The sequence below is a fragment of the Herbaspirillum frisingense GSF30 genome (assembly GCF_000300975.2).
Classification (GTDB): domain Bacteria; phylum Pseudomonadota; class Gammaproteobacteria; order Burkholderiales; family Burkholderiaceae_D; genus Herbaspirillum; species Herbaspirillum frisingense.
On the sequence record NZ_AEEC02000043.1, the window covers coordinates 1 to 22,719 of the forward strand.

Annotated in this window: 21 protein-coding genes; 9 read left to right on the plus strand and 12 right to left on the minus strand. The window is 62.8% G+C overall.

All coding sequences use genetic code 11. From position 1 onward, the window contains the following. Positions 1-449: 449 nt before the first annotated feature. A complete protein-coding gene (locus tag HFRIS_RS21385) occupies positions 450-1,226 on the minus strand; it encodes an enoyl-CoA hydratase (RefSeq protein WP_006465093.1) in 777 nt (258 codons plus the stop codon). Between the two features lie 214 nt (positions 1,227-1,440). On the opposite strand from HFRIS_RS21385, the gene HFRIS_RS21390 reads away from it, so the two are divergent. Next, on the plus strand, positions 1,441-1,878 hold the full coding sequence (locus HFRIS_RS21390) for a universal stress protein (RefSeq protein ID WP_006465094.1): 438 nt from the start codon (positions 1,441-1,443) through the stop codon (positions 1,876-1,878). Between the two features lie 74 nt (positions 1,879-1,952). Here HFRIS_RS21390 and mltA read toward each other — a convergent pair whose 3' ends face one another. Further along, positions 1,953-3,194, minus strand: a complete 1,242-nt coding sequence (gene mltA, locus HFRIS_RS21395; protein ID WP_039876846.1) for a murein transglycosylase A — start codon at positions 3,192-3,194, stop codon at positions 1,953-1,955. Here mltA and HFRIS_RS25620 point away from each other — a divergent pair. Further along, a complete protein-coding gene (locus HFRIS_RS25620; protein WP_166758470.1) occupies positions 3,193-3,357 on the plus strand; it encodes a hypothetical protein in 165 nt (54 codons plus the stop codon). The two genes, mltA and HFRIS_RS25620, sit on opposite strands and share 2 nt — an antisense overlap. Before the next feature lie 32 nt (positions 3,358-3,389). On the opposite strand, the gene apaG is transcribed toward HFRIS_RS25620, so the two are convergent. After that, the gene (gene apaG / locus HFRIS_RS21400) at positions 3,390-3,764 is read right to left on the minus strand and encodes a Co2+/Mg2+ efflux protein ApaG (RefSeq protein ID WP_006465097.1); all 375 of its coding nucleotides are present in this window, start codon (positions 3,762-3,764) and stop codon (positions 3,390-3,392) included. Between the two features lie 210 nt (positions 3,765-3,974). Here apaG and rpe point away from each other — a divergent pair, with 210 nt between their 5' ends. From rpe to trpC, 6 genes are all read left to right on the plus strand, one after another. Further along, on the plus strand, positions 3,975-4,640 hold the full coding sequence (rpe, locus tag HFRIS_RS21405) for a ribulose-phosphate 3-epimerase (RefSeq protein ID WP_006465098.1): 666 nt from the start codon (positions 3,975-3,977) through the stop codon (positions 4,638-4,640). 69 nt (positions 4,641-4,709) lie between these two features. Further along, positions 4,710-5,390, plus strand: coding sequence for a phosphoglycolate phosphatase (locus tag HFRIS_RS21410; protein ID WP_006465099.1), 681 nt, complete (start codon positions 4,710-4,712; stop codon positions 5,388-5,390). A 344-nt stretch (positions 5,391-5,734) separates the two neighbouring features. Continuing rightward, positions 5,735-7,231, plus strand: a complete 1,497-nt coding sequence (trpE, locus tag HFRIS_RS21415; protein ID WP_006465100.1) for an anthranilate synthase component I — start codon at positions 5,735-5,737, stop codon at positions 7,229-7,231. Further along, positions 7,232-7,807: an aminodeoxychorismate/anthranilate synthase component II gene (locus tag HFRIS_RS21420; RefSeq protein WP_006465101.1), complete on the plus strand. Its 576-nt coding sequence runs from the start codon at positions 7,232-7,234 to the stop codon at positions 7,805-7,807. A 38-nt stretch (positions 7,808-7,845) separates the two neighbouring features. Further along, positions 7,846-8,883 carry an anthranilate phosphoribosyltransferase gene (gene trpD, locus HFRIS_RS21425; protein ID WP_006465102.1) on the plus strand — a complete coding sequence of 346 codons (1,038 nt, stop codon included), beginning with the start codon at positions 7,846-7,848 and terminating at the stop codon, positions 8,881-8,883. A 16-nt stretch (positions 8,884-8,899) separates the two neighbouring features. Continuing rightward, positions 8,900-9,700: an indole-3-glycerol phosphate synthase TrpC gene (gene trpC / locus HFRIS_RS21430; protein ID WP_006465103.1), complete on the plus strand. Its 801-nt coding sequence runs from the start codon at positions 8,900-8,902 to the stop codon at positions 9,698-9,700. A 79-nt stretch (positions 9,701-9,779) separates the two neighbouring features. Here trpC and HFRIS_RS21435 read toward each other — a convergent pair whose 3' ends face one another. Continuing rightward, positions 9,780-10,547 carry a 3-oxoacyl-ACP reductase family protein gene (locus HFRIS_RS21435; protein WP_006465104.1) on the minus strand — a complete coding sequence of 256 codons (768 nt, stop codon included), beginning with the start codon at positions 10,545-10,547 and terminating at the stop codon, positions 9,780-9,782. A 160-nt stretch (positions 10,548-10,707) separates the two neighbouring features. Here HFRIS_RS21435 and HFRIS_RS21440 point away from each other — a divergent pair, with 160 nt between their 5' ends. Next, complete coding sequence (locus tag HFRIS_RS21440) at positions 10,708-11,634, plus strand: LysR family transcriptional regulator (RefSeq protein WP_006465105.1); 927 nt, start codon at positions 10,708-10,710, stop codon at positions 11,632-11,634. A 9-nt stretch (positions 11,635-11,643) separates the two neighbouring features. Here the strand turns inward: HFRIS_RS21440 and HFRIS_RS21445 are convergent, their stop codons facing one another. The 8 genes from HFRIS_RS21445 to HFRIS_RS21480 form a co-directional block, all read right to left on the minus strand. Then, the gene (locus tag HFRIS_RS21445) at positions 11,644-13,125 is read right to left on the minus strand and encodes an MFS transporter (RefSeq protein ID WP_234294576.1); all 1,482 of its coding nucleotides are present in this window, start codon (positions 13,123-13,125) and stop codon (positions 11,644-11,646) included. A gap of 69 nt (positions 13,126-13,194) precedes the next feature. Beyond that, positions 13,195-14,769, minus strand: coding sequence for a ubiquinone biosynthesis regulatory protein kinase UbiB (gene ubiB / locus HFRIS_RS21450; RefSeq protein ID WP_006465107.1), 1,575 nt, complete (start codon positions 14,767-14,769; stop codon positions 13,195-13,197). Further along, positions 14,769-15,377, minus strand: coding sequence for a ubiquinone biosynthesis accessory factor UbiJ (locus tag HFRIS_RS21455; RefSeq protein WP_006465108.1), 609 nt, complete (start codon positions 15,375-15,377; stop codon positions 14,769-14,771). The genes ubiB and HFRIS_RS21455 overlap by 1 nt, the downstream gene beginning before the upstream one ends. 185 nt (positions 15,378-15,562) lie before the next feature. Further along, positions 15,563-16,549 (minus strand): Tim44 domain-containing protein, encoded by a 987-nt coding sequence (locus HFRIS_RS21460; protein WP_006465109.1) that lies wholly within the window; start codon positions 16,547-16,549, stop codon positions 15,563-15,565. A 143-nt stretch (positions 16,550-16,692) separates the two neighbouring features. Then, complete coding sequence (ubiE, locus tag HFRIS_RS21465) at positions 16,693-17,427, minus strand: bifunctional demethylmenaquinone methyltransferase/2-methoxy-6-polyprenyl-1,4-benzoquinol methylase UbiE (RefSeq protein WP_006465110.1); 735 nt, start codon at positions 17,425-17,427, stop codon at positions 16,693-16,695. A gap of 84 nt (positions 17,428-17,511) precedes the next feature. After that, complete coding sequence (locus HFRIS_RS21470; RefSeq protein WP_006465111.1) at positions 17,512-17,934, minus strand: gamma-butyrobetaine hydroxylase family protein; 423 nt, start codon at positions 17,932-17,934, stop codon at positions 17,512-17,514. A 143-nt stretch (positions 17,935-18,077) separates the two neighbouring features. Then, on the minus strand, positions 18,078-18,524 hold the full coding sequence (locus HFRIS_RS21475; protein WP_006465112.1) for an HIT family protein: 447 nt from the start codon (positions 18,522-18,524) through the stop codon (positions 18,078-18,080). A 15-nt stretch (positions 18,525-18,539) separates the two neighbouring features. Then, the gene (locus tag HFRIS_RS21480; RefSeq protein WP_006465113.1) at positions 18,540-22,541 is read right to left on the minus strand and encodes a DUF3683 domain-containing protein; all 4,002 of its coding nucleotides are present in this window, start codon (positions 22,539-22,541) and stop codon (positions 18,540-18,542) included. Positions 22,542-22,719 lie beyond the last annotated feature (178 nt).

The following is a 22,719-nucleotide window of genomic DNA, read 5'->3' on the forward strand; positions in this document are numbered from 1 at the left end:
CCTTGCGCTGTTTGCATCGCTGCGAATCGTTTTGTTCGTCAGCAGCAGAGAAACGAGATTATGTAGCAGTTAGTTCATCGCGTCAACTACTTTTTTGCGATTCGTTTTAAATTTTTTCGTCTTCGCTTTTGCTACCGCTCGACTACTTCCATCTAAAACGCCTTTCGAACTGCTTCACTACTCACCTGCCTCGCCCACCTTCGTCGCTCTGTTTTTCAACTTCGCTTCGTGTGTCGCGTCAGCAGGGGGCGAACTATAGCAACGCCCTCCACACCACGCAAGCACTTTTTGAAAAATATTCGGAAATAATTTAGCCAAGCCGGGAACCCAGCATGGTCGATGCCACGCAAACCCTTGCCCGGCATAGCTTTGAGCTCAAAATCTGGAAACAGAAACCCTACAAACAAAAATGGCCGCCCTGGCGGGCGGCCATTTTTCATCTTATCTATTCAGGCATTCTTGAAGACTGCCGGCCGCTTTTCCAGGAAGGCTTTCATGCCCTCCTTCTGGTCTTCCGTCGCAAAGCAACTATAGAAGAGTGCGCGTTCATACCGGATGCCGTCGGCCAGGCTGCTCTCAAAGGCCCGGTTGACGGAATCCTTCACCATCATCGCTACCTGACGCGGCATTTCGGTAATGGCCACTGCCGCCGCCATCGCCTCCTCCATCAGCTTGTCTGCGGGAACAATGCGCGACACCAATCCGGCGCGCTCGGCTTCCTGCGCATCCATCATGCGCGCCGTCAGCGCCATGTCCATGGCCTTGGCCTTGGAAACGGCACGTGGCAGACGCTGCGTGCCGCCGGCACCGGGAATGATGCCCAGCTTGATTTCCGGCTGGCCGAACTTGGCGTTGTCAGCGGCAATGATGAAATCGCACATCATCGCCAGCTCACAGCCGCCACCGAGCGCGTAGCCGGCCACCGCCGCAATGACCGGCTTGCGGATGCGACGCACGGTTTCCCAGTTACGGGTAATGAATTCCCCGTTGAAGACGTCCATATAGTCATAGCCCGCCATCACGCTGATATCGGCGCCGGCGGCAAATGCCTTCTCGCTGCCGGTGACGATGACGCATCCGATCTCATCCTGGGCATCGAATGCCAGCAGGGCCTCGCCCAATTCGATCATCAGCGCATCGCTCAGTGCGTTGAGCGCCTTGGGGCGGTTCAGGCGGATCAGGCCAACCTGGCCGTGCGTCTCGACCAGGATGTTTTCGTAGCTCATGTAGGTCTCCTTCTTATGGTTGAATCGGGGAACCGCCCGGACGTGGCACAAACCCGGTACGGCGATGTGCAAGAATAAGCCAAAAATAATGAGGAAGTCCGACCTGGCGCAATGACTGCCGATAATTTCATGCGAGCAAGGCGGCACCAGACTATATTGGAGTCATCTAACCAACGTCACGCGTGAACCCAACTTCATCGACAAGGAGGCCTCCATGTTCAAGACCATACTCGTACCCACCGACGGCTCCGAACGTTCGGACAAGGCCATCGCCACCGCCGTGGATTACGCCAGGCATTGCGGCGCCCGTCTCATCGGTATCTCGGTCGCAGAACCGTATCCGTTCTCTCCACTGGCAGAAAGCTCGATGGCCATCGATCCCGCCCTCTATGAGGAAAACGTCAAGACCCTGGCCAACCAGCACATCAAGAAAATCTCGGATGCCGCCGCTGCAGCCGGCGTGCCATGCCAGACCGAGATCGTCATGTCCTTCAACCCGGATGAGGAAATCATCAAGGCCGCCCAGCTTCATGGCTGCGACGCCATCTTCATGGCATCGCACGGTCGCAGCGGACTCTCGCGCATGTTCCTCGGCAGCAAGACCCAGAAGGTACTGGCCCACTCCACCATTCCGGTGCTGGTACTGCGCTGACCGGCCCCTTCAAAGGAAAAAGCCTGGTCCATCTCCGGACCAGGCTTTTTTATTGCCGCGAGGAAATCTGGCGTTCAATTACCACCAGGCGGATTCATCCCCTTAGGCAGCAGCACCCACATCATCCCGCGCTGCTTCATCGAGCCGGCGCGGTCCTCGGCTTCGTCGCCAAAGCCCCAGAAGTAGTCTGCACGCACCACCCCGCGAATGGCACCGCCGGTATCCTGTGCCACCACCAGGCGCTGCAGCGGCCTATCGCTATTGGGAAGGGTGGTCGCCAGGAAGACCGGGGCACCCAACGGGACATGCTGCGGATCGATAGCGATCGAGCGCTGCGGTGTCAGCGGGATACCCTGGGCGCCCTTCGGCCCCTTGGACGGATCGGGCAGCTTTTCCTCCTTGAAGAAGACATAGCTGGGATTGGCGTTGAGCAACTCTTCCTTGCGCGCCGGATTGGCCTGAACCCAGGCCTTGATGTTCTGGGCCGACGCCTGGGACAGCTCCATCTCTCCCTTGTCCACCAGATAGCGGCCTATGGATTTATAAGGGCGGCCATTCTGGTCGGCGTAGGCCAGGCGAATGGTCTCGCGTGACTCCGGCAGATAGACCCGTCCGGAACCTTGTACCTGCAGGAAGAAGGCCTCCACCGGATCATCCACCCACACGATCTCCTTGCCAGCCAGATTATTGCCCTGCATCAACTCGGCGCGGGTGGGATAGGGCACTACCGTGCGCCCCACCACCTTGCCGCGCAGGCGCAGGTTCTTCAATTCCGGATATACGCTGGCCATGTCGATGGTCAGCAAGTCATCCGGCGCCTGATACAGCGGCGTCTGGTAAGGCCCGGCACGACGGCGCGAACCGCGCAGCAGCGGCTCGTAATAGCCAGTGACCAGACCGGTATCGGTACCGTCGGGGTTGAACAGCTGGTAAGGCGTGAAATAGGTCTCGAAATACTGGCGCAGGAAGCCCAGGTCGCCGGCATTGACCTGTTGGGCTGCACCACAGGCGGCGCGCCACTCCGGCTTGCGGATCAGCACCGAGCAGGAAGACTGCAAGGCCGGCCAGGCCTCGCGCAGGTCATCATTACCCCATCCCGGCAGCTGCGAGAAAGTGGTGGCGCGCATGGCCGGCCCCGGCTGGACGGTCGGCTTGGCCGGCGGCTGGCCCACCGGCGGCGTGGTCAGCGGCGTGGTCTGGCAGGCCGCCAGCAGGACGGCGACCGAGACTGCCAATGCGGGTACACTGAGGCGCCTGAGCGAGGCCAGGCTGAAGGAACGATTCAAACGATTCAATGACATCGGAGACAAATTCATGTTGTGGTTGATCCTGGAGGCCTGCGCCGCCTTCTTTCTGCTGGTCTTCATCGTCTGGTGGACCATGTTCTCGGGCCGCAAGGAAAAGAACGGCAGGCCAGTCACCCGGCAACAGCAGGCGCAGCAGCAGGCACGAGAGCAGACAGACAGCGACCAGCGCTGAAAAATCCGCTGGTCACCTCCAAAACCTTCATTTCAATGCAGCGTGCGCGGAAGGGAAAGGACGAACTCGGGAATCCGGGCGTCGAACTGTTCGCCATCCTCGGCCACGCAGAAGTATTCGCCGTGCATGCTGCCCTGCGGCGTCTTGAGCGAGGTACCGCTGGTGTATTCGAACTGTTCGCCCGGTTGCAGGAAGGGCTGATGGCCTACCACACCCAGCCCGCGCACTTCCTCGACGTGGTTGTTGGCATCGGTGATCACCCAGTGGCGCGAGATCAGCTGGGCCGGCACGGTGCCGGTGTTGGCGATGGTGATCGCATAGGCGAACACGTAGTGCGAACGCGATGGATCGGATTGTTCCTCCAGGTACTGGGTCTTGACCGTCACCGTGAACTCGTACGCTGCCATGGGATTTTTCCTGTGTTGTCGTTATGTCGGGCCGCGCATGAAGAAAACTCGCAGCGACCATCCCCGATTGCACACGAATTCGTCACGCAGCGCAAGCCGCAACGTTCCGTCAGCGCGTCAGCGCCCGGCGACAGGGTAAAATAGCAGCTTTGCCGCCTCCGTGCCGAGCGCCGGGGCCGCCGTCGATTCAGCCATCCTTTCTTTACAGCCATGCCGACCTATCGTATCGCCCCCAGCATCCTGTCCGCCGATTTCGCCCGTCTGGGTGAAGAAGTGCGCAATGTCGTCGCCGCCGGCGCCGATTTCATCCACTTCGACGTGATGGACAACCATTACGTGCCCAACCTGACCATCGGCCCGCTGGTGTGCGAAGCGATCCGCCCGCATGTACAGGTCCCCATCGACGTGCACCTGATGGTAAAGCCCGTGGACCGCATCATCCCCGACTTCGCCAAGGCCGGCGCCAACCTGATCACCTTCCACCCGGAAGCCTCCGAGCACATCGACCGCTCGCTGCAACTGATCCGCGACAACGGCTGCAAGGCCGGCCTGGTGTTCAACCCCGGCACGCCGTTGCACTATCTGGATCACGTCATGGACAAGCTGGACATGGTCCTGATCATGTCGGTGAACCCCGGTTTCGGCGGCCAGTCCTTCATTCCTGAAGCACTGAAGAAGATCGCCGAAGTGCGCCGCCGCATCGATGAATCCGGCCGCGACATCCTGCTGGAAGTCGATGGCGGCATCAAGGTCGAGAACATCGCCGCCGCCGCCCGTGCCGGCGCCGACACTTTCGTGGCCGGCTCCGCCATCTTCGGCAAGCCCGACTACAAGGCCGTGATCGACGCCATGCGCGCCGAACTGGCGCAGGTCTGAGCCCGCCCCTTCTGCCTTTGTCCCAACCCGCCACCCATTGACGAACCGACCACGAGGTTTCCCGCGCACATGAGCAAGCTGACCAACATCAAAGCCGCCATCATCGACCTCGACGGCACCATGCTGGACACCGCAGCCGACTTCCATGTCGCAGTCAACCGCATGCGTGCGGAGTTGGGCCTGACGCCCCTGTCGCAGGAAACCATCGTCAACTTCGTCGGCAAGGGAACGGAAAACCTGATCCGCCGGGTACTGGCCGTGGACTATGCCGAAGACGAAGCGGCGCAATACTTCCAGCAGGCACTGGATGCCTATAGCGAGCACTACCTGGCCATCAACGGTGACTACTCCTCGCTCTACCCGGGCGTGCTCGAAGGCCTGCAGGCCATGCGCGAGAAAGGCCTGCGCCTGGCCTGCGTGACCAACAAGCCGCTGGCATTCGCCGTGCCGCTGCTGGAAAAGAAGGGCCTCTCCGGCTTCTTCGAGATCGTCTATGGTGGCGACTCCTTCCCCCGCAAGAAGCCGGACCCCATGCCGCTGTTGCAGGTGTGCGAGGATTTCGACCTGGCCCCGGCCCAGGTGGTCGCCATCGGCGACTCCAGCAATGACGCCCAGGCCGCCCGTGCAGCGGGATGCCGTGTCCTGAATGTTCCGTATGGATACAACCACGGTGAATCTATACACGACGTCGATTCGGATGGTATAGTTTCGACGCTTGTAGAAGCAGCGCAGCAAATCTCGGTGGATTGACACCCTGTCAGCCACCGGTCGATAGACCAAAGATCGAACCGCGACCTCACATCCATGTTTCGCAACAACAAACGTACCGCACAAACTACAGCCGCCCCTGAGGCCTGGCTGTGGCGACGCTGGCAATTCCAGGCTCAGTGATTGACGCCTGGACCTGGCCGCACCTGCGCGCCGGGTCGTTTGTTGTAGTACCGCATCCCCTGCATTTCCCGCAATTCAAACAACGACACCGCTGACGAGAGTCCGCACCTGTCCACGTGCTTCGTGTGCATCGCGCTCATTGCGCCTGCGCGCCGCCCGGTGGCCAGCGCTGCGTACCCTACAATGGCGGTCTGGAGTGAAACATGACCGAACTCGAATTCAAATCGCTGGCCACCGAAGGCTACAACCGCATCCCCCTGATCGCCGAAGCCTTCGCCGACCTGGAAACCCCGCTGACGCTCTATCTCAAGCTGGCCCAGAGCCACAACACCGGCAAGAACACCTTCCTGCTGGAGTCGGTGGTCGGTGGCGAGCGCTTCGGCCGCTATTCCTTCATCGGCCTGCCCGCCTCCACCAAGATCCGCTGCAGCGGCAAGCAGATCGAGGTCCTGAAGAATGACGTCGTCATCGAAACCGCCGAAGGCAATGCGCTGGAGTTCATTGCCGAATACCAGTCCCGCTTCAAGGTCGCCATCCGCCCCGGCATGCCGCGCTTCTGCGGCGGCCTGGCCGGCTACTTCGGCTACGACGCGGTGCGCTACATCGAAAAGCGCCTGGAAGACAGCGCCCCGCCCGATACCCTGGGCCTGCCCGACATCCAGCTGCTGCTGACCGAAGAACTTGCCGTCATCGACAACCTCTCCGGCAAGCTCTACCTGATCGTCTACGCCGATCCTACCCAACCGGAAGCCTTCTCCCGCGGGCGCCAACGCCTGCGGGACCTGCGCGCCATGCTGCGCCGCCCTGCCGATGCGCCGGTCACCACCGGCTCCGTGCGCACCGAGACCATCCGCGAATTCCCCAAGGATGAATATCTCAAGGCCGTGGCCCGTGCCAAGGAATACGTGATGGCCGGCGACCTGATGCAGGTGCAGATCGGCCAGCGCCTGAAGAAGTCCTATGTGGATTCGCCGCTGATGCTGTACCGGGCGCTGCGTTCGCTGAACCCCTCGCCCTACATGTACTTCTACAACTTCGGCGACATGCAGATCGTCGGCGCATCGCCGGAAATCCTGGTGCGCAACGAATCCATCGGCGAAGGCCAGAAGAAGATCACCATCCGCCCCCTGGCCGGCACCCGACCGCGCGGCTCCACCATTGAGCGCGACGAACAGCTGGCCCGCGAACTGCTGGCTGACCCCAAGGAAATCGCCGAGCACGTCATGCTGATCGACCTGGCCCGCAACGACATCGGCCGCATCGCCACCACTGGCAGCGTCAAGGTCACGGACCAGATGGTCATCGAAAAATACTCCCACGTGCAGCACATCGTCTCCAACGTCGAAGGCATCCTCAAGCCCGGCATGTCCAACCTGGATGTGTTGAAGGCCACCTTCCCCGCCGGCACCCTGTCGGGCGCGCCCAAGGTACGGGCCATGGAAATCATCGACGAGCTCGAACCCAGCAAGCGCGGCATCTACGGCGGCGCCTGCGGCTATCTCTCCTTCGGTGGCGAGATGGACGTGGCCATTGCGATTCGCACCGGCGTCATCAAGGATGGCACGCTGTACGTGCAAGCCGCCGCCGGCATCGTGGCCGACTCGGTGCCGGAAATGGAATGGGAAGAAACCGAAAACAAGGCGCGTGCTGTGCTGCGCGCCGCTGAACAAGTGCAAGATGGCCTGGATGGAGAAATCTAAATGCTGCTGATGATCGACAACTACGACTCCTTCACCTACAACCTGGTGCAATACTTCGGCGAACTCGGCGAGGAGGTGCTGACCATCCGCAATGACGAGATCACGCTGGATGACATCAAGAAGCTCAATCCCGAGCGCATCTGCCTCTCCCCCGGCCCTTGCAGCCCCAAGGAGGCCGGTATCTGCGTAGACCTGTTGAAGGAGTTCTCGGGCAAGCTGCCCATCCTGGGTGTCTGCCTCGGCCACCAGGCAATCGGCGAAGCCTTCGGCGGCAACATCATGCGCGCCAAGCAGGTCATGCATGGCAAGACATCGAAAATCGCCCATACCGGCGTGGGTGTCTTCAAGGACCTGCCCTCGCCCTACACCGTGATCCGCTACCACTCGCTGGCCATCGAACGCGCCACGCTGCCGGACTGCCTGGAAGTGACCGCCTGGACTGATGACGGCGAGATCATGGGCGTGCGCCACAAGCAGTTCGAACTGCAAGGCGTGCAATTCCACCCCGAGTCCATCCTTTCCGAGCACGGCCACGCCCTGCTCAAGAACTTCCTGACCGGCAGCGCCCACGGCTGAGGCCGCGCCGGGACCACAACACCAAAAAGAGACCAGACATGCCTATCACCCCGCAAGAAGCGCTGTTGCGCTGTATCGAACACCGCGAAATCTTCCACGACGAAATGCTGACCCTGTTCCGCCAGATCATGGGCGGCGAGATGTCGCCGGTCATGATCGCCGCCCTCACCATGGGCCTGCGCGTGAAGAAGGAAAGCATCGGCGAGATCGCCGCCGCCGCGCAGGTCATGCGCGAATTCGCCACCAAGGTGCCGATGGCCGACACCACCGGCCTGCTGGACATCGTCGGCACCGGTGGCGACGGCGCCCACACCTTCAACATTTCCACCGCCTCCATGTTCGTGGCTGCCGCTGCCGGTGCGCGCGTGGCCAAGCACGGCGGGCGTAGCGTGTCCTCCTCCTCGGGCAGCGCCGACGTGCTCGAAGCCCTGGGCGCGGACATCAACCTGCAACCGGAACAGGTGGCGCAATCGATCGCCCAGAGCGGCATCGGCTTCATGTTCGCCCCCAATCACCACGCCGCCATGAAGCACGCCGCCCCGGTGCGCAAGGAGCTGGGTGTACGCACCATCTTCAATATCCTCGGGCCGCTGACCAATCCGGCCGGCGCCCCCAATATCCTGATGGGCGTGTTCCATGCCGACCTGGTCGGCATCCAGGTACGCGTACTGCAACGCCTGGGCGCGCAACACGCCATCGTGGTCTGGGGTCGCGACAACCTGGACGAAGTCACCCTGGGCGGCGCCACCATGGTGGGCGAGCTGGTCAATGGCGAGATCCGCGAATATGAAATCCACCCGGAAGACTACGGTCTGTCCATGTTCGCCAGCCGCAACCTGCAGGTGGCAAACTCGACCGAGTCCAAGGAGAAGATCTTCGAAGCCCTGCGCGGGGAACCCGGTCCGGTGCACGACATCGTATTGATCAATGCCGCCACCGCCCTGTATGCAGCCGGCGTGGTCCCCTCGATTGCCGATGGCCTGGCCACCGCGCGCGCCACCATCGCCTCCGGCGCCGCCCGCGCCAAGCTGGACCAGTTCGTGCAAGTCACGCGCCAGCTTGGCGGCAAACACTAATCCGACAAGGAAGCCCATGTCCGACATCCTCAACAAGATCCTCGACGTCAAGGCCGAGGAAATCCGCATCGCGCAAAAGCAGCGCGACCTGGCCAGCCTGCGCCGCGACGTCGAAACCGACAGCGAACTGCGCTCCGAACTGCGCAACTTCGAGACCAGCCTGCGCGACAAGATCGCCAACGGCCAGGCCGGCGTGATTGCCGAGGTGAAGAAGGCCTCCCCCTCCAAGGGCGTGATCCGCCCCGACTTCAAGCCGGCCGAGATCGCCGTCAGCTACGCCACCCACGGTGCGGCCTGCCTGTCGGTCCTGACCGACGAGCAGTTCTTCCAGGGGTCGCCCGACTATCTCAAGCAGGCCCGCGCCGCCTGCGCGCTGCCGGTCCTGCGCAAGGATTTCATGGTCGATCACTACCAGATCTACCAGGCTCGCTCCTGGGGGGCCGATGCCATCCTGCTGATCGTGGCCGCCCTGGACCACGGCCTGATGGCCGACATGGAAGCCTGCGCCCACGAACTGGGCATGAGCGTGCTGGTGGAAGTGCATGACAGCGCCGAGCTGGATGCGGCACTCAAGCTAAAGACGCGCCTGTTCGGCATCAACAACCGCAACCTGCGTACCTTCGAGACCACGCTGGACACTACGCTGGGCCTGCTGCCGCGCATCCCGCCGGAAAAGCTGGTGGTCACCGAATCGGCCATCGCCACCCCGGACGACGTCAAGCGCATGCGCGACGCCGACGTCCACGCCTTCCTGGTCGGCGAAGCCTTCATGCGGGCGCCCGAACCGGGCGTCGAGCTGGCACGACTGTTCGCCTGAACTGATCTTCGCGTGCAGCAAAAAACCTCGCCCGGTGCAAACCGGTGCGAGGTTTTTTTTGCTCCCGGGAGGACGCAGATCAGGCTGCGAAACCGCCGTCGATGGTCAGGTTGGCACCGGTGATGTAACCCGATTCCGGACCGGCGAGATAGGCCACTAAGCTGGCGATTTCCTCGGCCTTGCCGTAGCGCGGCAGGGCCATCAGGCCGGTCAGGGCGGCAGCGAAGTCACCGCTGGCCGGGTTCATGTCGGTATCGACCGGACCGGGCTGCACGTTGTTGACGGTGATGCCACGCGGACCCAGGTCGCGTGCCAGGCCCTTGGTCAATCCCACCAGGGCCGACTTGCTCATCGCATACACGGCGCCGCCGGCGAAGGGGATGCGCTCGGCATTGGTGCTGCCGATGCTGATGACGCGACCGCCGTCGCCCATGTAGCGGGCGGCTTCCTGGGTGGCGACGAAGACGCTGCGCACGTTCACGGCGAGGGTGCGGTCCAGATCTTCCAGCTTGAATTCATCGATCGGGCCCATGGCCAGCACACCGGCATTGTTCACCAGGATATCGAGACGACCGAAGGTTTCTGCAGCCAGGCGAATGGCTTGCTGCAGGGCGGTCGCGTCCGAGCTGTCGGCCTGGATGGCCAGGGCGCGGCCACCGGCGGCTTCCACGCTGCTGACCAGGGCCTGTGCCTTGTCCGGCGAGCTGACGTAGGTGAAGGCCACGGTGGCGCCTTCGGCGGCCAGACGCTGCACGATGGCTGCGCCGATGCCGCGCGAACCGCCCTGGACGAAGGCAACCTTGGAAACCAGGGTGTTGTGGGAAGTGGTGGTGATTTGCTTGGTCATGATCTTGCTCCTTGGATAGATGCGTAAGTGATTGCGTGGGTTGAACCCGTTGGCGCGTTTCTGTTTGCGTCTGGGTTGAAGCAAGTATCGGCGTTTGATTATGTTGCGACTAGCCGGCAATCACTATCTTCTTTTTAAACCAATGGTTTAGAATCAGCCCATGGAAACCATGACCAGCATCGAATGCTTCGTCGCTGCGGCCAATGCCGGCAGCTTTTCGGCGGCGGCGCGCCAGCTAGGCCTGACCTCGGCCGCGGTCGGCAAGAACGTGGCCCGGCTGGAGTCTTCATTGGGGGTGCGCCTGTTCCACCGCAGCACCCGCAAGCTGTCGCTGACCGAGGCGGGCGAGCGCTTCCTGCAGGAGGTGGCCGGCGGCCTGCAGGCCATCCGCAGCGCCGTGGCCAACCTGGCCAGCGCCGGCGGGCAGCCGGCCGGCACGCTCAAGGTCAGCATGGGAACGGGGTTCGGGCGCCAGTACATCCTGCCCTTGCTGGGGGAATTCCTGGGCCGCTATCCGGGCATCCAGCCGGACTGGCATTTCGAGAATCGCCCGGTGGATCTGATCACGGAAGGATTCGATGCCGCCATTGCCGGCGGTACCGAACTCTCGCCCGGGGTGGTGGCGCGCGAACTGGCGCCGGCACACCGGGTATTGCTGGCTTCGCCGGCCTATCTGGAAGCGCACCCGGCGCTGCACTCGCCGGCCGATCTGGCCGACCATGCCGGCGTGCTGATCCGCTCGCCGCAGACCGGGCGCATCCGCCCGTTCTCGCTACGCGACCGCCATGGCCAACAGGCGCCGGTGACCTTGCAACAGCGGATGACCATGAGCGACGCCAACGCCGCCTGCGAGGTGGCCGAGGCCGGACTGGGCATCACACTGGTCTCGATGCCACATGCCCTGATCTATCTGGATCGCGGCACCCTGGTGCGGGTATTGCCGGACTGGTACGTCGACACCGGCATGCTGTCGCTGTATTTCACGGCGGCACGGCTGTTGCCGGCCAAGACCCGGGTCTTCGTCGATTTCGTGGTGGAACATTTCCGCCAGCAGCGGCTGGCGCAGCGCTTCAACGCACTGGGCTGAAGAACGTCCTCACGCCTTGCCCTGCCGGGTGGCGCGCATGCCGCCGCCGATATTGCTGCCGGCATCGTGCGACAGGCCACGGTAGCCGATCACCGAGACCAGCGTCACCAGGCCGGCCATCGCGAAGGCCCACTGGAAGTCGCCCAGCGTAAAGTGGGCGCCGCTGGCGTCCACCTCTTCCCCGCGCAGATAGGCCGCCACGCGCAAGGCCAGCGCGCCAAAGGCGATGCCCATGCCGATGGTCATCTGCTGCGCCACGCTCCAGAGCGTGCTGGCGGAAGATTTGCGGGCATCGCTGATGTCGGCATAGGCCAGCGTGGCGAGCGTGGAAAACTGCATCGAGCGCGACAGGCCGTAACAGAAGATCACCCCCAGGATCACCGGCAAGGGCGTGCCCGGCGTGAGCAGGCCGCAGGCAATGATGAGACAGCCGGCGATGGCCGCATTGTTCAGCGCCACGCTGCGGAAACCAAAGCGCTGCAGGATGCGCGTGGTGAATGCCTTCATGCCCAGGTTGCCCAGGGCGGTCGCCAGCAGCAACAGCCCCGACTGGAACGCCGTGAGACCGAACCCGATCTGGAACATCAAGGGCATCAGGTAAGGCACTGCATCCACACCGATGCGCGTGAGCGAACCGGTCAGCACGGTCACCGAATAGGTCGGAATGCGCAGATTGGAAAAGTCCAGCAGCGGATGTTCGATGCGCTGCATGTGCCACCAGGCGCACCCGCCCAGCACCACCCCCAGAGCCACGAAGCCCAGCGCCACCTTGATGTTGGATTCCATGTGGCTGGCGATCTCGGTGCCATACAGCAGCGAGGTCAGCGCCGCGCCAGAGAGCAGGAAGCCAATCAGGTCCAGCGGACGCCGGCTGTGGCCATGCTCGTTGCGCACCACCGTCATCACCGCGATGAAAGCGGCGATACCGAACGGCACATTCATCAGGAAGATCCAGTGCCACGAGGCATAGGTGGTGATAAAGCCACCGATGGATGGCCCCACCACCGGCGCCACGATGGCCGGCCAGGTGATGGTGGCGATGGCCTTCATCAACCGCTCCTTGCCGGTGCTGCGTACCACGATCATGCGCCCGACCGGCACCATCATGGCCCCGCCCAATCCCTGCAAAACCCGCGCCGCCGTGAATTGCCAGACATTCTCCGAATACCCGCACAGGATGGACGCCAGCGTGAAGATGACGATGGCCATGCCGAACACGGTACGCGACCCGAAGCGGTCGGCCACCCAGCCACTGATGGGAATGAACACCGCCAGCGTGAGCATATAGGCGGTCATGCCCAGGCTCAGTTCGTTGGGACCGACACCGAAGGACTGGGCCATCTGCGGCAATGCCGTGGCGATGATGGTGGTGTCCAGATACTCCATGAAGAAGGTCGCCGCCACGATGTAGGGCAACATGCGCACGCGCGCGTCCGGCAAGCTGTTGTCGTTGGTTCCCACGTCCTCTATCCCTGTCTGCTGGTCCGACATGCGAAACGCCGGCATGTGCCGGCGCTTCTTTTAAAAATTATTTATATCATTTACAAAACCGGCCCTGCATCAATAGAACCTCAGCACATGCATCAGTACCTGGATCACGATGATGCCGCCGATCAGCCCGCCGCCAAAATAGACGATCACCCCGAGCAACATGTTGGTGCGACGCTGCTCGGCCAGGAGCTTGCGCATCAGTTCGGTATTCTGCGGCTGGCCTTCGCCGTTGGTGTAGCGGGTCAGCGCCTGGTGTGCCAGACGCGGCAGCTCGGGCAGCAGACGGCTGTAGCGCGGCACCTCGACCTTCAATTGCTCGACGAAACCACGCCAGCCGATCTGCTCGCTCATCCAGCGTTCCAGATAGGGCTTGGCAGTCTTCCACAAGTCCAGGTCGGGATCGAGCTGGCGGCCCAGGCCTTCGACGTTGAGCAGGGTCTTCTGCAGCAGCACCAGTTGCGGCTGCACCTCGACATTGAAACGGCGCGAGGTCTGGAACAGGCGCAGCAGCACCTGGCCGAAGGAGATGTCCTTCAGCGGGCGATCGAAGATGGGTTCGCAGCAGGCGCGCACGGCCGCTTCCAGTTCATCGACGCGGGTATCCTTGGGCGCCCAGCCGGATTCGATGTGGGCCTCGGCCACGCGCTTGTAGTCGCGACGGAAGAAGGCCAGGAAATTCTGCGACAGGTAATCCTTGTCGAAATCGTTGAGCGTGCCGACGATGCCGAAGTCCAGCGCGATGTAGCGACCGAAGGTTTCCGGCGCCACCGAGACCAGGATATTGCCGGGGTGCATGTCGGCATGGAAGAAGCCATCGCGGAATACCTGGGTGAAGAAGATCTCCACGCCGTCCCGCGACAACTTGGACAGGTCCACCCCTTCCGCACGCAGGCGCTCGGTCTGCGAGATGGGGATGCCATGCATGCGCTCCATCACGATCACCGAGGGCGAACAGTAATCCCAGTACATCTCCGGCACCATCAGCAGCGTGGATTCGGCAAAGTTGCGGCGCAGCTGGCTGGCGTTGGCGGCTTCGCGCATCAGGTCCAGTTCGTCGTGCAGGTACTTGTCGAACTCGCCCACGACTTCCTTGGCCTTGAGACGGCGGCCATCCGCCCACAGACGCTCCAGCCAGTCGGCGGCCACGTGCATGAGGCCGATGTCGTGGTCGATGATGTCGCGCATGCCGGGGCGCAGCACCTTGACCGCGACTTCCTTGCCATCCTTCAGGGTGGCGAAGTGGACCTGGGCAATCGAGGCCGAAGCCACCGGGGTGCGTTCGAAGCTGGCGAAGAGTTGGTCGGGATGGGCGCCCAGCGATTTCTCGATCTGCCTGACGGCCAGTTCGGATTCGAACGGCGGCACGCGGTCCTGCAGCAGCGTGAGTTCGTTGGCGATGTCGGGCGGCATCAGGTCGCGCCGGGTCGACAGCACCTGGCCGAACTTGATGAAGATGGGACCCAGGTCTTCCAGTGCGCGACGCAAGCGCTCGCCGCGTGGCGCGGACAGGTCGCGCCAGAAGAAGATGCGGTTGACGATGCGGGCGAAGCGCGGCGGCGCGAATTCGGAGGCGACGATTTCATCCAGGCCATAGAGAATGGCGACGCGGATGATCTTGAGCAGACGCATGGAACGCAGCAGCATTAGCGACGCTCCAGTTTCTCGATGCGCTTGGACAGACGTTCCAGGTCATCGCGCAGGCGCACGACGTCGGCAGAAAAGTCCTGCAGCTGGCGGGGGCGGATCAGCATCGGTTGTTCTTCCAGGAAATACTCGGCCAGGTTTTCGGTCAGCTTGCGCTGGGTGGTGCGGGCAGCCTCGAACAGGCCGCGCGCGCCGGAGACGATGCGGGTGGCGGCGACATCGCCGACCACGCGTGACAGGTCATCCTCGGCATCCCAGCGCAGCTTCTGGCTCAGTTGCGAAATGGCATTGGCAAAATCGGCATCGCCCTCCAGCTTGACGTAGGACACCGCGCGTTCGCGGTTGGCGGCGATCAGCGGCAGGTCCGACAGTTTCAGGCGGATGGTGACATTGGCCGGCGCGTCGGCGGGGACATCCTGCAGGTAGCCGTCACCGGCCACCTTCAGGCGCAACTGCATGACGCCGGTATCGATGCAGGCGACCTTGCCGGCATGGGTGATGAGGGTATTGCGCGCCCACGGCTCCTGCGCCAGCAGATGGTTGATCACCGCCGCAGCGGGTTTCATCGGGTCGAGGGCCAGGGTGGACGGGTCGGGCAGCACGGACATGGGTTCCAGAGACGGGTTGAGCCGGGGACAGCAATAAGAACGCGGAAGCGGCGAAGAATTCACCAATATTCAGCTCCGCAAAAACAAAACCGCCCGATCAAGCGGGCGGTCTCAAGTGTAACAGCTTGGCGCGCCGGCAAGGCTCACGCGCCGCGTGTTCCTTGATCCAGCGCCGCCCGGCTCGGCTACACCTGCTGGATACCGGCCAGCACCCAGCCGCCGCTGCCGTTGAGCGGCTTGGACAGGTTCCAGATTTCGGCGAAGGGCTCGGCCGAGGCGTCCGGAGCTTCCTTGATCAGCCCCTGGAAGCGCACGGTGGCGAGGTAATCGAAGGCCATGGTCTCGATGCCCAGCAGTTCTGCATCCAGCTGCACGACATCGGTGGCATTGGGCGCGGCACCGCGTTCGGTGAGCTGCATGCGCAGTTCGGCGAACATTTCGGGCGTGGTGAATTCACGGATGTCATTGGCATCGGCGCGATCCCAGGCGGCCTGCAAACGGATGAAGTAGGTCTTGGCATTGCGTACGAAACCGGCAGTGTCGAAGCCCGCAGGGATGCCCCAGTGCTGGATCTGCGCGGGTTGACCAGTGCCACCGTAGCCACCATGGCCGCTGCCTTGCAGCGCAGCCGGGGAACTGCCTGGGAAGGCTGGCGGCGGGTTGATATCACGCAGGCCGGAGCCGATTTCTGGTGTCGCACCGGCGGCGCTGCCGATGGGGCTCACGCCCGGCATCGGCGTGGCATAGGCCGGATTGCTGTTCTGCGCCTCGCGCCCACGGGCAAACATGCGGATCAGGAAGATCACTGCCGCGCACAGCAAGGCGATGGTCAACAGAGAACCCAGCATGCCACCCAGCGCACCGCCGATGCCGAAGTGCGACATCAGCGCACCCAGGCCGAAGCCCAGCAAGGCGCCGCCCAGCACGTTGCGCCAGGGGCTGACAGGCTTGGGCAGGGGAGCGCTTTGCGGCGTGGCAGCTGGCGTCGCGGGCCGATAAGGGGTGGCGGCAGGCTGACTGTAGGACGGCGAAGACGGTGCCGCCTGGCGCGAATAATTGGACGATTGCTTGCCGAAGGAACCACCGCCGCCCAGGCGCTTGGCCTCGGCCGGTGACGTGAGCAGGGCTAGCGAAGTCATCGCCAGCAGCAGTGCGAGCAGGAATTTTTTCATGGCTTACCTCTTGTGGATGTTGCCGTCAGTGCGGGATGCCGGAGCGCAAAGCAGATTGGCGATCCGACAGGGCCATTGTCACCCGGCAAAATTAAGCCAGCCTTAATGCCGGGCCACGCCAGGTCAGCCGCTGCCCGCCTGGCTTACATCTTGATGCCGGTATGCAGCGCGGCCACGCCGGCGGTCAGGTTGAAATACTGCACGCGCTCCAGACCGACCTGTTCCATCATCTGCTTCAGGGTTTCCTGGTCGGGATGCATGCGGATCGATTCGGCCAGGTAGCGATAGCTGTCGGCGTCGTTGGCGACCTTCTTGCCCAGCCACGGCAGGACCGAGAAGGAGTAGACGTCGTAGGGCTTCTTCAGCGGCTCCCAGACCTTGGAGAATTCCAGCACCAGCAGCTTGCCACCGGGTTTCAGCACACGGCGCATCTCGGCCAGGGCGGCATCCTTGTGGGTCATGTTGCGCAGGCCGAAGGCCACCGAAACGCGGTCGAAATAGTTGTCCGGGAAGGGTAGCTTCTCGGCATCGCACAGCATGGTGGGGGTGACGATGCCCTTGTCGAGCAGGCGGTCGCGGCCCACGCGCAGCATGGATTCGTTGATGTCGGTCAGCCAGACTTCGCCGCTGGGACCGGCCTGCTTGGCGAAGACCTTGGACAGGTCACCGGTGCCACCGGCAATATCAAGTACCTTGAAGCCGGGCCGGATACCGGCCTGGGCGATGGTGAAAGCCTTCCAGATGCGATGCAGGCCAGCCGACATGAAGTCGTTCATCACGTCGTACTTGGCGGCGACGGAGTGGAACACTTCCGCGACCTTGCGGACCTTCTCTTCTTCTTTGACGGTTTCGTAACCGAAATGGGTGGTGTTGGTCATGGCTAGGCCTGTAACGTTGAAGACGACATTATAAGAGACCGGCCATGCTGCGGTTTGCCCTGGATCAGCATGGCCTTGCAGTGTTCAGTGCGAGTGGCCGCAGCCGTGACCACCTGCAGCCTCGGCCTGATGGTCGCGCCCGCTCTCGCGGGTGAAGCCCGCCGCTTCCAGTTTCTGCAGATAGGTTTCCCACATCGCGGACTGGTCACGGCCGAGCTGGTAGAGATAGTCCCAGGTGAAGATACCGCTGGCATGGCCGTCCGAGAACAGCGGTTTGACGCCGTAGTTGCCGACCGGTTCGATGCCGTTGATCTCGACCTCGCGCTTGCCGGTCTGCAGCACTTCCTGGCCGGGACCATGGCCGCGTACTTCGGCCGAGGGGGAATACACGCGCATGAGCTCGAAGGGCAGCGAAAACATCACGCCATCATCGAACTCGACCTCCACCACGCGCGAGAGCTTGCGTACCTTGAAGGACACCGGAACCGGAGAAGTCTGGGCGCTCATAGGCTATCCCTTGTGAAATGTGTGAAATCGGTGAGAGGAGAAATGACGCTGGCAAGCTTGCAGCATCACCCATCCGCGACATCGGTGACATCAGCCGCACCCGGACGCGATTGATCACGCCCGGTGCGACAAAGCCAGCGCAATCAGGCCGTCAAACCCGCCGCATCCAGCTGCCGGCGCACGGCTTCACGCAGTTGCGGCAGCAAGGCGCGACGCGCGGCGAGGCTGGCGGCATCGGCCGGCCGGCGCGGCTCGGCCCATACCGGACTGGGGAAATGACGATCGTCGAGGAAGCGCGGGATCACATGCCAGTGCACGTGCGGGGTCATGTTGCCCAGCGTGGCCAGGTTGACCTTCTCGGGTTGCATGACTTCGCGCTGCGCCGCTTCCACCGCCCAGACGGCGTTGGCCATGCGCGTGCGCTGGGCTGGTGCCAGGTCGGTCATTTCCTTGACGTGGGTGTTGCAGATCACGCGGCAAAAGCCGGGGTAATCCGGCTCATCGACCAGCACCACCCGGAACTCCGGATGGCGCCACAGCACTTCGCCGCCGTCACCGGCGCACAGTTCGCATGCAGGGGTCTGGCTCATCATGGGCTCCCGTGCTTACACCAGGATGCGTTCGATGCCGCCATTGTTGGCGCGCTCGACGTATTCCGGCATCCAGTTCTCGCCCAGCAGGTGACGCGCCATCTCGACCACGATGTAGTCGGCAGTGGTGCCGGCATCCTCGTTGTAGCGCGACAGGCCCTGGAAGCAGGACGGGCAGGAGGTCAGGATCTTGACGTCGCCGGTGAAACCATCGGCGCGCACCTTGTCGCTGCCCTTCTTCATTTCCTCTTCCTTGCGGAAGCGGACCTGGGTCGAGACATCCGGACGCGACACGCCGAAGGTACCCGACTCGCCGCAGCAGCGGTCGTTCTTCTCGATCTTCTGCGCATCCACCGTGGTGATGAGCGAGTTGACCGTCTTCAGCGGATCCTGCAGCTTCATCGGGGTGTGGCAGGGATCGTGGTACATGTAGCGGGTACCGGTCACGCCTTCCAGCTTGACGCCCTTTTCCAGCAGGTATTCGTGGATGTCGATGATGCGGCAGCCGGGGAAGATCTTCTCGAATTCATAGCCCTGCAGCTGGTCGTAGCAGGTACCGCAAGAGACCACGACGGTCTTGATGTCGAGGTAGTTCAGCGTGTTGGCCATGCGATGGAACAGCACGCGGTTGTCGGTGATGATCTTCTCGCCCTTGGCGAAGTCGCCGGTACCGCGTTGCGGGTAACCGCAGCACAGGTAACCCGGCGGCAGCACCGTCTGCACGCCCACGTTCCACAGCATCGCCTGGGTGGCCAGGCCGACCTGCGAGAACAGGCGCTCCGAGCCGCAGCCGGGGAAGTAGAACACCGCCTCGGTATCGGCCGTGGTGGTCTTGGGATTGCGGATGATGGGGACGATCTTGTCGTCCTCGATATCCAGCAAGGCACGCGCGGTCTTCTTGGGCAGGTTGCCCGGCATCTTCTTGTTGATGAAGTGGATCACCTGTTCCTTGATCGGCGCCTTGCCGACCGTGGCCGCAGGTTTCTGGGTCTGCTTCTTGGCCAGCTTCTTCAACAGGTCATTGCCCAGGCGCTGCGCCTTGAAGCCCCACTGCGTCATCACCTTGCGGGTGGCGTTGATGGTGGCCGGGTCGGTGGCGTTCAGGAAGAACATGGCCGCATTGGTGCCGGCGTTGAAGGACTTCTTGCCCATCTTGCGCAGCAGGTTGCGCATGTTCATCGAAACGTCGCCGAAGTCGATATCGACCGGGCAAGGCGTGACGCACTTGTGGCAGACCGTGCAGTGGTCGGCCACGTCCTCGAACTCTTCCCAATGCTTGATGGAGACGCCGCGACGGGTCTGCTCTTCATAGAGGAAGGCTTCCACCAGCAGCGAGGTCGCCAGGATCTTGTTGCGCGGCGAGTACAGCAGATTGGCGCGCGGTACGTGGGTCGAGCAGACCGGCTTGCACTTGCCGCAGCGCAGGCAGTCCTTGACGCTGCTGGCAATGGCGCCGATATCGCTCTGCTGCATGATCAGCGATTCATGCCCCATCAGGCCGAAGGACGGCGTATAGGCATTGCGCAGGTCGGCTTCCATGCCGGGCAGGTCCAGCAGCTTGCCCTTGTTGAAGCGACCTTCCGGATCCACGCGCTTCTTGTAGTCACGGAACTCGCCGATCTCGTCCTCGGTCAGGAATTCCAGCTTGGTGATGCCGATGCCGTGCTCACCCGAGATGACGCCATCCAGCGAACGCGCCAGCTTCATGATGCGGGCCACGGCGACGTGGGCATCCTGCAGCATTTCGTAGTGGTCGGAATTGACCGGGATGTTGGTGTGCACGTTGCCATCACCCGCGTGCATGTGCAGCGCCACGAAGACCCGGCCACGCAGCACGCGCTTGTGGATGGCCTGGCATTCTTCCAGGATCAGCTTGAAGGCCGCACCCGAGAAGATCTGGCGCAGTTGCGCGCGCACTTCCTGCTTCCAGGAGATGCGCACGGTGCGGTCCTGCACCACGTGGAAGACGGCGGCGCCGGGCTGGTCGAGCAGGCGTTGCTCGAAGACCGGCAGCATCTTCTCCAGGCCCAGTGCGGCCAGTTCGGCCTTGGCCTCGGTCAGCGGCTTGTCCAGGTTGGCCAACAGATAGGACCAGCGTGCGTGGGTCTGCTCCAGCAGGGTTTCAGCCTGGTGGACGCGGTCTTCCAGCATTTCGGCGGCGGGGATGTCGTCACCCTCGGCGTCGTCGCTCTTGCCCAGCGGCAGGTTGCCCTTGACGAAGAAGCTGTCCAGTTCGGCCAGCAGTTGCAGCTTGTTCTTGATCGACAGTTCGATGTTGATGCGCTCGATGCCGTCGGTGTATTCGCCCATGCGGTTCAGCGGGATCACCACGTCTTCGTTGATCTTGAAGGCGTTGGTGTGCTTGGCGATGGCGGCGGTGCGCGAACGGTCCAGCCAGAATTTCTTGCGCGCTTCCGGGCTGACGGCGACAAAGCCCTCACCCACGCGGTTGTTGGCCATGCGGATCACTTCCGACGCCGCTGCGGCCACGGCGTTCTCGTCGTCACCGACGATGTCGCCGATCAGCACCATCTTGGGCAGCACGCCACGCTTGGACTTGGTGGCATAGCCGACCGCGCGCAGGTAGCGCTCGTCCAGGTGTTCCAGGCCGGCCAGGATGGCACCGCCACGCTTGGTCTCGGCATCCAGGTAATCCTTGATCTCGACGATCGAGGGAATCGCATCGCGCGCCTGGCCGAAGAATTCCAGGCAGACCGTGCGGGTCTGCTTGGGCATCTTGTGCAGGATCCAGCGGGCCGAGGTGATCAGGCCGTCGCAACCTTCCTTCTGCACGCCGGGCAGGCCCGAGAGGAACTTGTCGGTGACGTCCTTGCCCAGGCCTTCCTTGCGGAATTTCTTGCCGGAGATTTCCAGGATCTCGGTCTTGAAGACTTCGGTCTTCTGGCCCTTTTCGCCGGGGTGCGACCATTCCAGCTTGAAGCGCGCCACTTCGACGTCGTGGATCTTGCCCAGGTTGTGGTCCAGACGGGTCACTTCCAGCCAGTCACCTTGCGGATCGACCATGCGCCAGCTGGCCAGGTTGTCCAGGGCGGTGCCCCACAGCACGGCCTTCTTGCCGCCGGCATTCATGGCGACATTGCCGCCGATGCAGGAAGCCTCAGCCGAGGTCGGGTCCACCGCGAAGACGAAACCGGCCTTCTCAGCCGCATCCGAGACGCGCTTGGTGACCACGCCGGCACCCGAGTAGATGGTGGCGTAGGGCTTGTCCAGGCCGGGCAGGATTTCCATCTCGACCGCGCCCAGCTGTTCCAGCTTTTCGGTATTGATGACGGCCGACAGCGGCGTCAGCGGAATGGCGCCGCCGGTATAGCCGGTGCCGCCGCCACGCGGGATGATGGTCAGGCCCAGTTCGATGCAGGCCTTGACCAGGCCGGCCATCTCGTCTTCGGTGTCCGGGGTCAGCACCACGAAGGGGTACTCGACGCGCCAGTCGGTGGCGTCGGTGACGTGGGAGACGCGCGAGAGACCGTCGAACTTGATGTTGTCCTTGGCCGTATAACGACCCAGCACCTTGTTGGCGCGCTTGCGCAAATCATAGGTCTGGCGGAATTCCTCGGCGAAGTCGGCGATGGCCTTCTTGGCCGCCTTCAGCAAGGCTTCCACGCTGGCGCTGCGGCGCTGGGCCTCGGCGTCGCCGGCTTCGGCCAGATCGGTGGCCAGGCGGCGCTTGTCCACTTCGTTCAGGCGATGGTTGAGCGCCTCGATCAGCGCGGCGCGGCGCTTGGGATTGTCCAGCAGGTCATCCTGCAGGTAGGGATTGCGGCGGACCACCCAGATATCGCCCAGGACTTCATATAGCATGCGCGCCGAGCGACCGGTCTGGCGCTTGCCGCGCAGCTCGTCCAGCAGGGACCAGGACGCTTCGCCCAACAACCGGATCACGATCTCGCGATCTGAGAAGGAGGTGTAGTTGTAGGGGATTTCGCGCAAGCGCGGAGGCGTGGCGCCGTGCGGCGCGTCTGTAAGCAAGGCCTGGATCTGTGCGGGGGCGTTCATCTATGTATGAGGTCAATCTGCTGCCGGAGGAGCATTTTAGCCTATTGGCAAAACTCGCGACGGGATGGGCCGGTTTTGGGGAGCGACCGGACGACGTTTGCAGGGGCGGCCTGGCGGTGGAAAAGCAATAGCCAGGCTCAATTGAATTTATAAATACAATCAATTTCAGTAAATCAAT

Excerpts from the sequence above, each read along its gene's own strand:
- HFRIS_RS21475 (WP_006465112.1), bottom strand. The coding sequence starts at position 18,524 with ATGAGCCAGACCCCTGCATGCGAACTGTGCGCCGGTGACGGCGGCGAA.
- mltA (WP_039876846.1), bottom strand. The coding sequence starts at position 3,194 with ATGAATTTGTCTCCGATGTCATTGAATCGTTTGAATCGTTCCTTCAGC.
- trpD (WP_006465102.1), top strand. The coding sequence starts at position 7,846 with ATGCCTATCACCCCGCAAGAAGCGCTGTTGCGCTGTATCGAACACCGC.
- HFRIS_RS21435 (WP_006465104.1), bottom strand. The coding sequence starts at position 10,547 with ATGACCAAGCAAATCACCACCACTTCCCACAACACCCTGGTTTCCAAG.
- HFRIS_RS25620 (WP_166758470.1), top strand. The coding sequence starts at position 3,193 with ATGTTGTGGTTGATCCTGGAGGCCTGCGCCGCCTTCTTTCTGCTGGTC.
- HFRIS_RS21420 (WP_006465101.1), top strand. The coding sequence starts at position 7,232 with ATGCTGCTGATGATCGACAACTACGACTCCTTCACCTACAACCTGGTG.
- HFRIS_RS21440 (WP_006465105.1), top strand. The coding sequence starts at position 10,708 with ATGGAAACCATGACCAGCATCGAATGCTTCGTCGCTGCGGCCAATGCC.
- HFRIS_RS21460 (WP_006465109.1), bottom strand. The coding sequence starts at position 16,549 with ATGAAAAAATTCCTGCTCGCACTGCTGCTGGCGATGACTTCGCTAGCC.
- rpe (WP_006465098.1), top strand. The coding sequence starts at position 3,975 with ATGCCGACCTATCGTATCGCCCCCAGCATCCTGTCCGCCGATTTCGCC.
- ubiB (WP_006465107.1), bottom strand. The coding sequence starts at position 14,769 with ATGCTGCTGCGTTCCATGCGTCTGCTCAAGATCATCCGCGTCGCCATT.
- HFRIS_RS21385 (WP_006465093.1), bottom strand. The coding sequence starts at position 1,226 with ATGAGCTACGAAAACATCCTGGTCGAGACGCACGGCCAGGTTGGCCTG.
- apaG (WP_006465097.1), bottom strand. The coding sequence starts at position 3,764 with ATGGCAGCGTACGAGTTCACGGTGACGGTCAAGACCCAGTACCTGGAG.
- HFRIS_RS21445 (WP_234294576.1), bottom strand. The coding sequence starts at position 13,125 with ATGTCGGACCAGCAGACAGGGATAGAGGACGTGGGAACCAACGACAAC.
- HFRIS_RS21480 (WP_006465113.1), bottom strand. The coding sequence starts at position 22,541 with ATGAACGCCCCCGCACAGATCCAGGCCTTGCTTACAGACGCGCCGCAC.
- HFRIS_RS21470 (WP_006465111.1), bottom strand. The coding sequence starts at position 17,934 with ATGAGCGCCCAGACTTCTCCGGTTCCGGTGTCCTTCAAGGTACGCAAG.
- trpC (WP_006465103.1), top strand. The coding sequence starts at position 8,900 with ATGTCCGACATCCTCAACAAGATCCTCGACGTCAAGGCCGAGGAAATC.
- ubiE (WP_006465110.1), bottom strand. The coding sequence starts at position 17,427 with ATGACCAACACCACCCATTTCGGTTACGAAACCGTCAAAGAAGAAGAG.
- HFRIS_RS21390 (WP_006465094.1), top strand. The coding sequence starts at position 1,441 with ATGTTCAAGACCATACTCGTACCCACCGACGGCTCCGAACGTTCGGAC.
- trpE (WP_006465100.1), top strand. The coding sequence starts at position 5,735 with ATGACCGAACTCGAATTCAAATCGCTGGCCACCGAAGGCTACAACCGC.
- HFRIS_RS21455 (WP_006465108.1), bottom strand. The coding sequence starts at position 15,377 with ATGTCCGTGCTGCCCGACCCGTCCACCCTGGCCCTCGACCCGATGAAA.
- HFRIS_RS21410 (WP_006465099.1), top strand. The coding sequence starts at position 4,710 with ATGAGCAAGCTGACCAACATCAAAGCCGCCATCATCGACCTCGACGGC.